Origin of the sequence: Amorphoplanes friuliensis DSM 7358 (assembly GCF_000494755.1) — a bacterium.
In the GTDB taxonomy this organism is placed as follows: Bacteria; Actinomycetota; Actinomycetes; order Mycobacteriales; family Micromonosporaceae; genus Actinoplanes; species Actinoplanes friuliensis.
Map to the genome: position 1 here is coordinate 4,154,017 of NC_022657.1, position 13,600 is coordinate 4,167,616.

The 13,600-nt window shown below is 72.8% G+C and carries 15 protein-coding genes and 1 tRNA gene; 5 read left to right on the forward strand and 11 right to left on the reverse strand.

Going from position 1 to position 13,600, the window contains the following annotated elements; genetic code table 11:
- Nucleotides 1–38: 38 nt before the first annotated feature.
- The 4 genes from AFR_RS19115 to AFR_RS45175 all read left to right on the forward strand — a co-directional run bounded on the left by AFR_RS19115 (nt 39) and on the right by AFR_RS45175 (nt 3,328).
- The gene (locus AFR_RS19115) at nt 39–593 is read left to right on the forward strand and encodes a hypothetical protein (protein ID WP_023362439.1); all 555 of its coding nucleotides are present in this window, start codon (nt 39–41) and stop codon (nt 591–593) included.
- A 64-nt stretch (nt 594–657) separates the two neighbouring features.
- Complete coding sequence (locus AFR_RS43720; RefSeq protein WP_023362440.1) at nt 658–1,155, forward strand: nucleoside deaminase; 498 nt, start codon at nt 658–660, stop codon at nt 1,153–1,155.
- A complete protein-coding gene (locus tag AFR_RS19125; protein ID WP_023362441.1) occupies nt 1,152–2,030 on the forward strand; it encodes a TIGR03619 family F420-dependent LLM class oxidoreductase in 879 nt (292 codons plus the stop codon). Before AFR_RS43720 ends, AFR_RS19125 begins: the two co-directional genes overlap by 4 nt.
- Entirely contained in the window at nt 2,027–3,328 is a 1,302-nt protein-coding gene (locus tag AFR_RS45175) for an MFS transporter (protein ID WP_023362442.1), read from the forward strand. Before AFR_RS19125 ends, AFR_RS45175 begins: the two co-directional genes overlap by 4 nt.
- On the opposite strand, the gene AFR_RS19135 is transcribed toward AFR_RS45175, so the two are convergent.
- Complete coding sequence (locus AFR_RS19135) at nt 3,215–4,684, reverse strand: MFS transporter (RefSeq protein WP_023362443.1); 1,470 nt, start codon at nt 4,682–4,684, stop codon at nt 3,215–3,217. The two genes, AFR_RS45175 and AFR_RS19135, sit on opposite strands and share 114 nt — an antisense overlap.
- Before the next feature lie 49 nt (nt 4,685–4,733).
- Between AFR_RS19135 and AFR_RS19140 the strand changes: the two genes are divergently transcribed.
- Nucleotides 4,734–5,336 (forward strand): TetR/AcrR family transcriptional regulator, encoded by a 603-nt coding sequence (locus AFR_RS19140; RefSeq protein ID WP_041840979.1) that lies wholly within the window; start codon nt 4,734–4,736, stop codon nt 5,334–5,336.
- Here the strand turns inward: AFR_RS19140 and AFR_RS19145 are convergent, their stop codons facing one another.
- The 10 genes from AFR_RS19145 to AFR_RS47895 form a co-directional block, all read right to left on the reverse strand.
- Entirely contained in the window at nt 5,337–5,879 is a 543-nt protein-coding gene (locus tag AFR_RS19145) for a mycothiol transferase (RefSeq protein ID WP_023362445.1), read from the reverse strand.
- A 100-nt stretch (nt 5,880–5,979) separates the two neighbouring features.
- Nucleotides 5,980–6,237 (reverse strand): type B 50S ribosomal protein L31, encoded by a 258-nt coding sequence (locus AFR_RS19150; RefSeq protein ID WP_023362446.1) that lies wholly within the window; start codon nt 6,235–6,237, stop codon nt 5,980–5,982.
- A gap of 3 nt (nt 6,238–6,240) precedes the next feature.
- Nucleotides 6,241–7,440 carry a CobW family GTP-binding protein gene (locus AFR_RS19155; RefSeq protein WP_023362447.1) on the reverse strand — a complete coding sequence of 400 codons (1,200 nt, stop codon included), beginning with the start codon at nt 7,438–7,440 and terminating at the stop codon, nt 6,241–6,243.
- Between the two features lie 25 nt (nt 7,441–7,465).
- A complete protein-coding gene (locus AFR_RS19160; RefSeq protein WP_023362448.1) occupies nt 7,466–8,626 on the reverse strand; it encodes a vWA domain-containing protein in 1,161 nt (386 codons plus the stop codon).
- Entirely contained in the window at nt 8,623–9,792 is a 1,170-nt protein-coding gene (locus AFR_RS19165; protein WP_023362449.1) for an AAA family ATPase, read from the reverse strand. Before AFR_RS19165 ends, AFR_RS19160 begins: the two co-directional genes overlap by 4 nt.
- On the reverse strand, nt 9,789–10,931 hold the full coding sequence (locus tag AFR_RS19170) for a leucine-rich repeat domain-containing protein (protein ID WP_023362450.1): 1,143 nt from the start codon (nt 10,929–10,931) through the stop codon (nt 9,789–9,791). The genes AFR_RS19165 and AFR_RS19170 overlap by 4 nt, the downstream gene beginning before the upstream one ends.
- Entirely contained in the window at nt 10,928–12,256 is a 1,329-nt protein-coding gene (locus AFR_RS19175; protein ID WP_023362451.1) for an SDR family NAD(P)-dependent oxidoreductase, read from the reverse strand. Before AFR_RS19175 ends, AFR_RS19170 begins: the two co-directional genes overlap by 4 nt.
- A gap of 21 nt (nt 12,257–12,277) precedes the next feature.
- A tRNA-Asp gene (locus tag AFR_RS19180) sits at nt 12,278–12,350 on the reverse strand.
- A 130-nt stretch (nt 12,351–12,480) separates the two neighbouring features.
- Nucleotides 12,481–13,266, reverse strand: a complete 786-nt coding sequence (locus tag AFR_RS19185) for an XdhC/CoxI family protein (RefSeq protein ID WP_169739456.1) — start codon at nt 13,264–13,266, stop codon at nt 12,481–12,483.
- Nucleotides 13,199–13,591: an XdhC family protein gene (locus tag AFR_RS47895; RefSeq protein WP_169739457.1), complete on the reverse strand. Its 393-nt coding sequence runs from the start codon at nt 13,589–13,591 to the stop codon at nt 13,199–13,201. The genes AFR_RS19185 and AFR_RS47895 overlap by 68 nt, the downstream gene beginning before the upstream one ends.
- Nucleotides 13,592–13,600 lie beyond the last annotated feature (9 nt).

Genomic DNA, 13,600 nt, shown 5'->3' on the forward strand with positions numbered 1-13,600 from the left:
CCGGGGCCACCTCCCGCGGAGCAGGCACAATCGCCCGCGTGGACGTCCCCGAACTGCTGCGCCAGGCGGCACGCGAGATCCCGGCCGGGCTCCCGGTGGCCGATGTGGACGACTACCTGGCCGCGAACGAGTGGGAGATAGCCCTCGACGTCCTCCTCGATCTGGGCGACACCTACCCGGCCACCACCTCGTACTGGCAGACCCTCGGTGACGCCGCCCACCTGATGCACCTGGAACGCAACGCCGCCTGGTGCGCGTGGCGCCGCCGCGAGGTCCTCCACGGGATCATCCGCGCCGAGCTCCAGCTGCTCCCCGGCAGCCGGACGACCCCGATCCCGGGCGACGGCAAACTGCGGCCGCTGTGGGACATCGGCCTGGTCACCCCGGCCGGCCTCCCGGACCTGGCCGTGGCCCTGATCTGGGTCGAGTACGCCCCGGACCTGCCCCCGGACGGCCGCGGCTCGGTCCGCCTGGCGCCACTGACCGCCGCCCGCTGGCACCACCTGCAGCCGGGCGACCGCATCACCATGCACGAGGACCGCCCGATCGCCGGCACGGCCTTCATCACCGAACTCGCGTTTCCCGGGCGCTGAGGCGACCGTCCGCGTCGGAAACTCGCTTGACCTCGACGCCGGGGGCCGCTTCTAGTGTCGCGGTATGACCACGGTTGATGTCGACGCTCTGATCGGTGCCCGGTTCGACGAGGACGGCGCGCTGGCGCGGGCTGTTGAGCTGGCGGGGGTGCATGCCGCGGCCGGGCAGCTGCCGTTCGTGGCGCTGGTGGTGCGGGACGGGGTGGTGATCGGGGGTGGGGCCAATTCTTACCTGGAGGATCACGATCCGTCCGGGCACGGTGAGGTGGTCGCGATCCGGGACGCCACGCGGCGGCTGGGCCGCGCCGATCTGGGTGGGGCGATCGTCTATTCGAGCTGCGAGCCGTGCGCGATCTGCCGGCTGGTCGCGGCGGCGGCCGGGGTGCGCGAGATCGTCTTCGCCGCGGACAAGGGTCTGGTGCCGGCTGCGATCGACAGTGATCCGGTGACGACCGGGCGGCTGATCGATGCTGTCACCGCCGTCCTGCCCGCGATCGCCCGGCGGGGGAGGACCGGCGCGGACCCGTCCGTGCCGTTCACGATCTTCGGGGAGAAGCGATGATCCGGCTCGGTGTGAATGTGCCCAACTTCGGGCCCGGGGCGGATTACGACGCGTTGCTCGGGTGGGCCCGCTTCGCCGAGGACAACGGGTTCGACACGCTGGTCGTCTCCGACCATGTTGTCCTCACCCCGGAGGTGGCGGACATCTATCCCGAGCCGTTCCACGACCCGTTCGTGCTGCTCGCGTGGCTGGCCGGGCAGACCTCGACGGTCAAGCTCGGGACGTCGGTGGTTCTCCTGCCGTACAGGCATCCGCTGCACACGGCGCGGATGAGCGCGATGCTGCACCTGATGAGCGGGGGACGGTTCGTGCTGGGGGTCGGTGCGGGCTGGGCGGCGTCGGAGTTCGCGGCGCTCGGTGCCGATCATGCGCGGCGGGGGCCCGTCACGGACGAGTATCTGGAGATCATCACCGAGGCGTGGGCGAAGGAGCGGGTCAGCGGGCCCGCGTACGAGAATGTGCGGACCGGGCCGCGGCCGCAGGGTGGGAGCGTGCCGGTCTGGGTGGGTGGGCCGTCGCGGCGGGCGATCCGCCGGGCGGTGCGGTCCGGCACCGCGTGGCACCCGATCAACCCTGATCTCGGCTGGCTGCGGGACACGGGTCTGCCCGCGCTCCGCCGGGAGGCCGCCGAGCAGGGCCGGGCCGTTCCCGAGCTGGTCGTGCGCATGAAGGCCAGGCTGCAGGCCGAGCCCGCCGACGACAGCCGTCCGGCCGGCGTCGGCACTCTCGACCAGGTTGCCGGCGACGTGCGGGCCCTGGCCGAGCTGGGGGCGGCCGAGGTGATCCTGGATCCCAACCCGGACAGTCCCCGGCCGCGGGACTTCGGCGTCGAGCAGCGGCAGCTCCGCGAGATCAAGACAGCGCTCGGAGGTTGACCGGCAGCCTGTGGCGGAGCCGGTCGTTCCTGCTGCTGTGGGGCGGCCAGACCGCGGGTGAGGTCGGCGCGCGGATCTCCGGTGTCGCGGTGCCGCTGCTGGCGGCCACGGTGCTGCACGCGAGCGTCTTCCAGGTGTCGGTGCTCGCCGTGCTGGGCTGGGTGCCGTACCTGATCGTCTCGCTGCCCGCCGGTGTCCTCGCCGACCGGGTGGACCGCCGCCGGCTGATGATCGGCTGCGATCTCGGCCGGGCGGTGCTGCTGCTCGCCCTGCCGGTGGGCGCGCTGACCGGTCACCTCACCCTCGTCCTCCTGTACGCCGTGGTCACGCTCACGGGCGTCCTGACCGTGTTCTTCACCGTGGCGTACCGGACGGAGCTGCCGGGCCTGGTTGGCCCGGAGCGGCTGGTCGACGCCAACGCGAAGGTGACGATGTCGCAGGAGCTGGCCGAGCTGGCCGGTCCGGCCCTCGCCGGCGCGCTCGTCGGGCTGGCCGGTGCTGCGCGGACGTTCTTCGTCAACAGCGTCACCTACCTGATCAGTGCCATGGCGCTGGCGCTGATCCGGGCACCGGCCCGCGAACGGGTCGCGGCCGAGCGTGTAGGGCTGCGACAGGCGATCGCCGAGGGGCTGAGCTTCGTCCGGCGGGACGCGATCCTGGTGAAGCTGCTGGCCTGTACGGCGGTGTCGAACTTCTTCGTGATGGCCACGCACGGCGTCGACGTGGTCTTCCTGACGCGGGAGCTGGGCGCTTCGGCCGTACAGGTGGGGCTGGTCTTCTCGCTCGGGGCCGTGGGCGGGGTCCTGGCCGGGACGGTCGCGGACCGGCTGACCCGGTGGGTCGGCACCGCCCGGACGATCTGGGTGTCGATGGTGGTGCCCGGCCCGCTCTACCTGCTGATCCCGGCGGCGCAGCCGGGCTGGGGGCTGCTGCTCTTCGCGGCCGGGTTCGCGGCCTTCGGTGCGAACGCGATGCTCTACAACGTGTCCGCCCTGTCCTACCGGCAGCGGATCACGCCGCCGCCGCTGCTCGGCCGGGTGAACGCGTCGTTCCTGTGGATCTCGTACGGCTCGATCCCGCTCGGTGCGCTGGCCGGTGGTGCGCTGGGCAGTGCCTTCGGGCTGCGGCCGGCGTTGCTGATCGCCGTGCTGGGCATGTGGAGTGCGAGCCTGTTCGTCGTCTTCTCACCCCTGCGCGGGCTGCGCGACTTCCCGGCCGCCGCGACGCGCTCGGACGATGCCCCAGGCGACCAGCGCCGCGGCCAGCAGCGTGAGCGTGAGGCCGGCCGTCGTGACTGAGTCGCGGAACTCCGACGTCTGCTGGGCGGTCCAGCCCGCCCGGGTGATGTCGCCGGTGAACAGCGCCGCAAGGATGGTGCCGGTGACCGCGATGCCGGCGCCGGAGGCCACCTCGGTGGAGGTGTCGACGAGGGCCGCGCCGATCGTGGTGCGGTTCCCGGGCAGACCACGGAGCACGTTCGTTCCGGCGACCACACCGGCCACACGCATCCCGGCCGCGACCAGGACCAGGGAGAGCGCGACCCACGCGTACCCGAAACGGCTCAGCAGAGCGTAGACCGCGAGGCCGGAGACGACCGTGAGGGCGCTGATCCAGGCGGCCCGCTCGAGGCCGGCCCGTTGCACGAACGGGCTGACGAACCGGCCACCCGCCACGAGGACGACAACCTGTGGCAGCAGGCCGACCGCGGCGAGGGCCGGCGACCAGCCCCAGTCGAGCTGAAGTTGCAGCGTCACCAGGAAGCCGAGGCCGGCGGTGGCCAGCCCGGCCGCCGCCTTGAACGCCAGACCGCTCGCCACCAGCGGGTGCGCGACGAGCCGGAGGTCGAGCAGCGGGAAGCGCGCCGAGCGCTGGCGCACGACGAAGAGAACCGCGCTCGTGACGGCTGCCGCGGTGGTCGCCCAGGGCGCCCACGACCCGGCGCCCCCGGCGAGGAACAGGGTCGGTGCGATCAGCGTGAGCACGATCGCCACGGTGCCGAGCAGGGCGCCTGCGACGTCGATCGGATCACGGTGTAGCTCCGCCGGGTCGTCGGCGGCGATGCCGGCCCGGATGCCGAGGTACGCGAGCGCGGCGATCGGCACGTTCACCAGCAGCAGGACCTGCCAGGGAGCGACGGCGAGCACCAGACCCCCGGCGGTCGGGCCGATCGCGAGCCCGACCAGGCCCACGGTCGAGATCAGGGTGATCGCCCGTACGCGGAGGCCGTCGTCGTCGAAGAGCCGGAAGGCCAGCGCCAGCGACCCCGGTGTGGTCATGGCGGCGGCGATGCCCATGACCACGCGGACGGCGATGAGCTGCTCAGCGGTCGTGACGAAGGCTGTCGTCAGGGCGGCCAGGCCGAGCAGAACCAAGCCGGTGAGCATGACGCGGCGGCGGCCGAACCGGTCGGCGATTGCGCCGAACGCCAGCATCAACCCACCGAAGACCACGGCGTACGCGCCGGTGACCCACTGCAGGATGGTTGTCGAGGCGTGGAGCTCGTGTCCGATCGTGGGCAGCGCCACGGTGAGGATCGAGGTGTCCAGCATTTCGAAGAGGAACACCGCGGACAGGCCGGCCAGGGCGACCCCGGCCTCCCGGAGCGTCCGGGGCGGTCGTGGACCGGTGAGAATGGCGGTCGGTGTCGAGGTCATGCGACTATATTAAGCGACTAAGTTTAGTTGCACAAGGAAGTGAGGGTGGATGCCCAGGACAAGTGCGCGGGGCGGGCCGCAGACGCGTGCGCGGATCTTGGAGGTCGCGAACCGGATGTTCCTCGAGCGCGGTTATGACGCGGTCACGGTCGCCGAGGTCGCGAAGGAGGCCGGCGTCTCGAGCGTGACGGTGTTCAAGCACTTCCCGCGCAAGGAGGACCTCTTCCTGGACCGCGCGGCCGACGCCGTCGAGCTCCTGCGGTCGGCGGTGCGGGACCGTGCCCCCGGCACCGACGTGCTGACGTCCCTGCGGGACTCGACGTTCCGGCTTCTCGACGCGCGGCACCCGCTCTCGGGCATCGACGGCCGGTCCGTGCCGTTCTTCCGGACCGTGGCGGAGTCGCCCGCGCTGGTCTCACGCGCCCGCGAGATCGCCGCCGAGCTGCAGCGGACCCTGTCCGAGGAGCTCGACGACGATCCCGCCTACGAGGGTGATGCGGCGCTGCTCGCCGCGTTCTTCCTCGCCGGCTACATCACCGTGCTGGTGGGGACCGCGCGCCGGCTCATCGCCGGGGAGCAGGCGGATGCGCTGCTGGACGACCACCGCGCACGCTTCGAGAGGCTGTTCGAGGCCCTGCGCGGCGGCGTCTGATCAGCCCTGCGGCGGGTCCTCCCCGACGACCCCGTCGATCGCCTCGCGGAACAGGTCGGCGTGGCCCACGTGGCGGGCGTACTCGTCGTGCAGGTCGACCAGCGCGCGCCGCAGGTTGGGCGACTCGCCGGTGCCGGTGTCGTAGTAGGACGCCCGGCCCGGGCCGCCGTCGGCGAGCAGTGCGGTCAGCACCTCGCGGGACTTCTCGACGGCGCTCTCCCAGATCGCGTACAGCTCCTCGGGGGAGTGGTCGGCGGCTGTCGTCCACTCCCACTGCGGGTCGGCGCCCAGGTCCGGCGGGAACCAGTCCGGCAGCACGGGGTCGGCGCTGAAGAACAGGTTGGTGTACTTCTCCTCGACGGCGGCGAGGTGCTTGACCAGGCCACCGATCGTCATCGTGGACGGCGGGAACGTCCGGCTCAGCGCGGCCGCGTCCAGGCCCCCGGTCTTCCAGGCGAACGTCGCCCGCGAGCGTTCCAGCGCGAAGAGCAGCATCTCGGCCTCGCCGGCGGTCATCGACGGCTCGGTGATCGTGGTGTCCATGACCGCATGTTAGGTGCCGTTCCGGGTGCTCGGAGGCCCCGAACTGCGAGCAACCGTCCTCTCGCTGGGGGAACGGTTGCTCGCTGCGGGTGGGTGAGACCTACTTCTCGCCGCGGGCGCGGGCGTACTTCGCGCGGAACTTCTCGACGCGGCCGGCGGTGTCGAGCAGGCGCTGCTTGCCCGTCCAGAACGGGTGGCTGCCGCTGGAGATGTCGACGTCCAGGACCGGGTAGGTGTTCCCGTCCTCCCACTCGACCGTCTTGTCGCTCGTCGCCGTCGAGCGGGTGAGGAACGAGTAGTCGGCGCTGCGGTCGCGGTAGACGACGTAGCCGTAGGTGGGGTGGATACCAGTCTTCATGTGTCAGTCCTCCTCGGGATCCACGGGGAAGAAGCCTGCGAAGGGGTCGGATATTCCGGCCCGGGCCTCGGATCCGCCCGCGAGTTCGTCGTCTGTGATCAAGCAGTCGGTCAGCCGTGCGGTGAGGTCGTCGGCGTCGCCGTCCAGGCCGATGAAGGCCAGCACGGTACGCCGGTCGCCGTGGTACGGGTCCCAGTCGAGATCCGCCGCCAGACGCCGCAGGTCGCTCGCCTCGTCCCACCGCTCGGCGTCGAGGGCGTCGAGCCAGTAGCCCAGGCTCGTCAGCGAGATGCCACCACCGGCGGACTCCCAGCCGATGGCCACGTCCGGCTGGGTGGCGAGCCACAGCTGCCCCCGGCCCCGCAACGCCTCCCCGGTGAGCTCCGGCAGCGCGTCGAAGAGCCGCTGCGGGTGGAACGGGCGCCGCGCCCGGAACAGCATCGAGTCGCCGGGGTCGTGCACACCGATCGGGTAGCCCTCCAGGGCCCGTCCCAGCAGGCCCGGTTTCCGCGGATCGTGCCGGCCGGTGCCCCGGACGCGGGCGGCGAGACCCGTGCAGTCGATGGTCGTCGTGTCGCCGACGCGGAGCTGGGTCGCCCACGGGGCGAGGTGGTGCAGCATCGTCTCGGTGCGGTGGTCGGGGCGGCCCCAGACGACGATCGTGTCGGCGTACTCGACCTGGCGGGCCACGACCGAGGCGACGCTGCGGCGGTCCTCGTCGGCCGCGTGCAGACCCCGGTCCCGCAGGTCGTCGGTGGTGCTGAGCTCGTCGAGAAAACCGTCCGCCTCGACCACGGTGACGTAGGAGTCGAAGCGGACGGGTGCACCGGCGGCGCAGCGGGCGAGGGATTCCGGCTCCACCACGCCGGGCAGGGCCAGGATCACGTCAGAGGCGGGATGGGTACGGCTCAGGCGTACCAGGGTGGGCAGGACGTCCTCGCTCAGCGTGCAGGCGACGCACCCGTGCACGAGGTGGACGGTCTCGTCCTCGAGCAGCGTGGTGGCGGTGCGGACGATGCGGCGGACGTGGCCGTCGCGTACCCGGGTCAGGTCGTGCCGGACCAGGAGCAGGCGCGGATCGGTGACGAGGAGGCTCCGGGCGACGGCCTCGGTGGCGTGCGGGGAGAAGCCGGCGAGCACGGTGACCCGCGGGCGGCGGTCGACCGGCGACGGCGCGACGGTGGTGATCGGACGGGTGCTCATGCCCCCATCTTGTTGGAAATGGTTTTCATTGTAAAGTCGGGTCGACCCGGACGGCCGTGATCCAGCCCGGCGGCTCGGGCGCCTGTGCGCCGATCAGCCCGGCGATGAGCCGCGTCCGCTCCAGCGGCGCGTCCGGCCAGGGTGTGAAGCCGTCGGTCAGCACGATGACCACGTGCGGCCGTGACCGCAGCGCCTCGGCGACACCGACACGCAGGTCCGTGCCGCCCCCACCGGCCAGCTGCACGTCGGCGGCGCTGTAGACCGACCGGGTGACCTGCACGGCCGCGTCGCAGGCGAGCACGGTCGTCCGGTTGCCGCCGACGCCGACCACCCGCAGCACAGCCGCGACCTCGGCCAGGGCCGCCGCCAGCTCCGGCTCGCCCATCGACCCCGAGGTGTCCACGACGATGGCCACCCGCGGCACGGGCCGGCGCAGGCTGGGCAGGATCACACCCCGCAGCGCCGCCGAGCGCCGTGACGGCCGCTGGTACGCGTAGTCCACCGCCCCGCTCGCCCACGCGACCGCCTCCCGGACCGCACCGGCGAGCTGCCTCCGCCAGTCCACCTTCGACTCCAGCAGCTGGTCGGCCCAGCGCCGCCAGCCGCCCGGCACGTCACCCCGGGACCGCAGCTGCCGGGCGGTGTCACGGCGGATCGCCTCGGCCTCGACGTCGCTGACACCACCCGGGTCGTCGTGCTCCCACGGCCGGTCCACGCCGTGGGCCCCGGAACCGCAGTCGACGCTCCGGACCTCCTTCGGCAGGAGCTGGAGGTACTTCTCGAAGACCAGGCCCGCACGCAGGCCGTACGTCCGGGGTTCGACCCGGTCCGCGGGCAGCGGCAGGCGGTCCGCGACGAGGTCGTCGTTGATCTCGCAGTCCTGAGCGACGTTCACCCGGTAGTGGTCGTCCCCGGTGCCGGGCGGGAGCCGCGTGGCGCGACCGTGATGATCGCGCAGCAGATGGGCGACCTCGTGGATCCACACCGCCGCCAGCTCGGGCACCGGCGTCCGCGCCACGAACGCGGGGGAGACGTAACACCGCCACCGCCGGTCCACACCCATCGTCGGCACCCGTGCCGATTCGACGACCGTGATGCTGAACAGCGCCGTCGCGAGGTACGGCCGGTCGATCGCGGCCCGGTAACGGGCCGCGAGCAGCTTCGTGCGGTCCAGCGTGCCGCTCACCCGGGCAGGCGGCCCGACAGCGACAGCACGTCGATGAACGCGTCGACGGTCGCCGGCACCGGCCACTGCGGCTCGCGCAGCGCGGCCAGGTCGGCGGCCGCCCGTGCCGCCACGTCCGGCACCCCGGCGTCGACGGCCTTCTGCAGCACCACCCAGCCGGCCTCCCACCGCGGGCGGGTCGCCTCGGCCTGCACGGCCGCGATCACCGCGGTCAGGAACGCGAGCTGCCGGTCACCACGACCGGGCAGTTCGAACGCCGACGGATCGGCCAGCACCCGTTCCGGGTCGGGCAGATCCAGATTTTCCAGGTAGCTGACGAACTCCATCCCGGCGCCGGGACCGACCGCACCCGCGACGGCCAGCGCCAGCGCACTCGTGCTGGTCCGGGCGCTGTAATGGAACGTCAGCAGGCGCAGCACCATCTCCCAGGTGCGCGGCGACGGCCAGGCGCCACCGCGCGACTCCGCGTCCTCCGGCAGATGATGCGTGAGGCCGGGCCGTGCGGTGAGGAAGCCCGCGAGTGCACCCCGGGCGCGGGCCAGGGACGTCCGGGCGCGCTCCGGGCGTACCGTCGGAACGGTCACCGCGGGCCACGTGCCCGCCAGGCCGCGCGCGACGGTCCGCGGATCGTGTGTCCACTGCAGATGGACGAAGCGGTTGGCCAGCGGCGGTGCCAGATGCCAGCCGTCGGCCGCGCTCGTCGGTGGATTCGCCGCCGCGACCACGCGAACGGGATCCGGCAGCTGCAGGCTCCCGACCCGGCGCTCCAGGACCACCCGCAACAGCGCGGCCTGCACCGCCGGCGGCGCCGACGACAACTCGTCGAAGAACACCAGGCCCGATCCGGTACGGGCGAGGCGTACCGCCCAGTCCGGCGGCGCCATCGGCACCCCGTCGGTCGCGGGGGAGTCCCCGACGATGGGCAGCCCGGCGAAGTCCGACGGCTCGTGCACGCTGGCGATGACGGTCTCCATCGGCAGTCCCAGACCCGTCGCGAGCTGCTGCAACGTCGCCGACTTGCCGATGCCCGGCTCACCCCACAACAACACGGGCAGGTTCGCCGAGACGGCCAGCGCCAGCGCCTCCACCCGCGGATCGGCGGACGGTTCGGTGCGGTGCGCCCGCGTGGCCGCGATCAGGGCGTCGGCGCCGTCGAGCGCGCTCACCGGTAGATGCTCGCGATCGCCCGTACGTCCGGGTGCGGCGGCGTGACCTGCCGCCCCTGCTCGGCGATCAACGCCGTTGCCTTCCGCCGCTGCTTGCGCGGCACCCCGCCGTTGATCCCCAGATATTCCAGCGTCGGATGCCCCTCGACCGCCGCCACCAGCCGCCGGGCACCACGCCCGCCGATCCCCGTGCGCCGCAGGTCCAGCCGCCGCAGCCGCGCCTGCGGCAGAGCGTCCGCGAACGCCGCCGCACCCTCGTCACCGACCACGTTGCCGTGCGCGCCGAGCGCTCGCTCCGACGGCGGCCGCGACAGATCCAGAGCCGTCCACGCCCCGCAGTGCGCGGCCAGCCCGGCCGCCCCCGCCGGTGACAGGTGGTTGCCACCCAGACCCAGCGTCATCGGTACGCCCGCAGCAACGCGCCCCAGCTCCGCGGCACCCTCGTCCCCGAGGTGGTTCGCGGCGAGATACACCTCGCGGATCCCGGCGTCGTGGATCAGCACACCGAGCGCGTCGACGGCCTCCGGCCCGAACCCGTTGCCACCCAGGTAGAGCCGTTGCAGCCGCGGTTCCCGGGCGGCGAGAGCCCCGGCCAGAACCGTCAGACCGCGGACGGTCATCCCGACATTGACCAGGTCCAGCGTACGGATGGTGGTGTTGCCCGAAAGCGCCGCCGCCAGCCGGGCGACACCCTCGTCACCGACCGGATTGCGCTTGAGCCACAACGCCCGGACCGTGGTGTCGTCCGCAAGCCGGCCGGCCAGGGCGTCGACACCTTCCGGGTCGATGCGGTTGCACCCCAGGTAGAGCGTCTCGACGCCGTGGCCGGGCTGCAGGGCTCCGGCGACCGCGCGGGCGCCCTCGGCACCGAGACCGTTGGTGCCGAGCAGCAGGTGCCGCACGAGCGGCGACCCGGCCGCGGCGGCCACGATACGGCCGGTCTCGACCGGACCGATGCCCTGCTTGCACAGATCCAGCCGCCCGTCCGGCTGAACCGTCCCCCGTGGGAAGATCTCGGACTCGGCGACGTTCCCGCCGGTCGCCAGCCGGGCCAGCAACGGCTCGAAGTCGGCCGGATCCGCCAGCCCGGCGTCGGGATTCGTGATGGCGGGACACCGCACGGGAGTCGGATCGTTCACCAGGGCACGCTCCGGTAGTCCTTGAGAAATTGGCCGTGGACCGGCTCGCCGCGCAGGCCGCGGACGATCGGGTCGTAGACACGGGCGGCGCCGTCGACGACGTCGAGCGGCGGCCGGAACCCGAGATCACGCTGCGCGGTCTTGCCCGGGTGCGGGCGTTCGTCGGTGACCCAGCCGGTGTCGACACTGTTCATGTGGATGCCGTCGGCCGCGTAATCGGGGGCGACGGTGCGGACCAGCATGTTCAGGGAGGCCTTGGCCATGTTGGTGTGGGGATGGCGAATCGTCTTGCCGCGCCGGGAGAAGCTGCCCTCCATCGCGGAGACCTGCACGACGTGCCGCTGCGGGTGCCTGCTTCTTGTCAGCAACGGCCGCAGCCGGGACGTCAGCAGAAACGGCGCGAACGCGTTCACGACATGCACCTGCAGCCATTCGTGCGGGCTCACGTCACCGTCGTGCAGAACCCACGAGTTCACCGCGCGGAGGTCGAGCTGCTGACCCGTCTCGTCGTGCTGCCCGACGGGGAAGAACAGCTCGTCCGCCGTGGCCGGCACGTGCGCCGCCCCCGCGGTGATCGCCACCCGCGCCGCAGGACCGGACAGCTCCTGGTCCTCGGCCGCACGGACCTCCCGGTGGTACGCCCCCGGCCGGTACAGCGTCTGCGCCGCGTTGTTGATCAGAATGTCGAGCCCGCCGAGACGCTTCTGGGCCAGCGCGACGAAGTCCAACGTCCCGGACAGGTCCAGCAGGTCCAGTGCATGCACCGACAGCCGGTCCGACCAGTCCCCGAAGTCGGGCACAGCGGCATACCGCCGAGCGGCGTCCCGAGGGAAACGAGTGGTCACGATGACCTCGGCCCCATCACGCAGCAGCTTCAACGCGGTGTGAAAGCCGATCTTCACCCGTCCACCGGTGACGATCGCCGTCCGCCCGGTCAGATCACACCGCGCCTGACGCCGCTCCCTGTTCTCGTCGGCGCAGGCCCCGCACAGCATGTGGTAATCAGCGTCCACCTGCCGGTACGCGATCTTGCACACGTAACAGAGCCGCTCCCGCCGCAGCGTGCCCGGCGAGGCCGCCGCCGGTGTGCCGGCGGGAACGACCGGCGGTATCTCGGTGTGAAACCGGGTCGCAGCGGCCAGCACGGCACGGTCCGCCGACCGGGTCTCACGGTCCCGGCGAGCCTTGGCCCGCTTCTTCACGCCGCGGGCCGCGGCCGTCACGGCGCGTTCGAGCTCGAGCCGGGTGTGGTCGTCGAGATCGGTGTCGTCGAGCCGGGCCAGCACGGAAAGGCAGGCGGCCAGCTCCGCTGGATCGATCGGCACAGGCCCTCCCCGCTTCCGGGGCGAGACCGACCGGAATCGAACCGGCGTCCCCCCGGACGACGACCGGGTGCGTCGACCTCTGCGCTACAGCCTCGCCGCGCGGAAGCATAACGAACGCCCCGCGACCAGCGCGGCCCGGTTTCACGACACCCCTCGCCCGCTGCGCCCCGCGCCCCACGTCCACCGCGTCCCGCGCCGGCCTCGGATAGCAGCCGTTCACGTCCTCATCCTGGTGCTGACTTGTGGATCGGTCCCGGGGTGCCCGTCAGAGGCCTGCCGGTGGCGTTGGAGCGCGCCGCGATGATCTCCGCCGCCACGCTGATCGCGGTCTCTTCCGGGGTCTGCGCGCCCAGGTCGAGCCCGAGCGGCGAGCGGAGCCGGGCCAGGGCGGGCTCCGCCAGCCCGGCCTCGCGGAGGCGTTCGAGTCGGTCGGCGTGCGTGCGGCGGGAGCCCATGGCGCCCACGTACGCCAGCGGCAGCTTCAGCGCCAGGCTCAGCACGGGTACGTCGAACTTGGCGTCGTGTGTCAAGACGCAGACCACCGTGCGCGTGTCGAGCCGGCCTGCCGACGCTTCCGCAGCGAGGTAGCGGTGCGGCCAGTCCACGACCACCTCGTGGGCGCCGGGGAAGCGCTCGGCGGTGGCGAAGACCGGCCGGGCGTCGCAGGCGGTGACCCGGTAGCCGAGGAACGTGCCGATGCGGGCCGCCGCCGCGGCGTGGTCGGTGGCCCCGAACACCAGCATGCGGGGCGCCGGCGCGAAGGAGGTGACCAGCACGGTGACTCCGCTGCCGGGCCGGCCGTCCGCGTTGTAGTGCAACAGTCCGGTGCGGCCGGCGGCGAGCAGGCCCCGCCCGTCGCCGGCCGCAGCGTCGTCGATGCCGTCGGCGCCGAGGGAACCGTGCCGGACGTCCGGGGTGAGCACCAGGTGCCGGCCGATCCGGTCAGGCGGGCCGGCCACACAGGTCAGCAGCGCCACCGGCCGCCCGGCGGCCACCTCGTCGGCCAGCACTGCGAGCTCCGTGAAGCTCGCCGGTTTCGACGAAGACCTCGATCGTGCCGCCGCAGGGCAGGCCCACCTGGGCGGCGTCGTCGTCGGTGACGCCGTACCGCGCCGTCCGGGGTGCCCCGGAGCCGGCCACCTCCCGGCACAGCTCGTAGACCGCGCTCTCGACGCAGCCGCCGGAGACGCTGCCGGCCGCGGTGCCGTCGGCCCGGACGAGCATCGCCGCCCCGGCCTGCCGGGGCGCGCTGGACCAGGTGGCGGTGACCGTGGCCAGACCGGCGGGCTCGCCGCGGCGCCACGTGGCCACGATGTCGTCGAGGATCTCACGCACGGCCGCCGA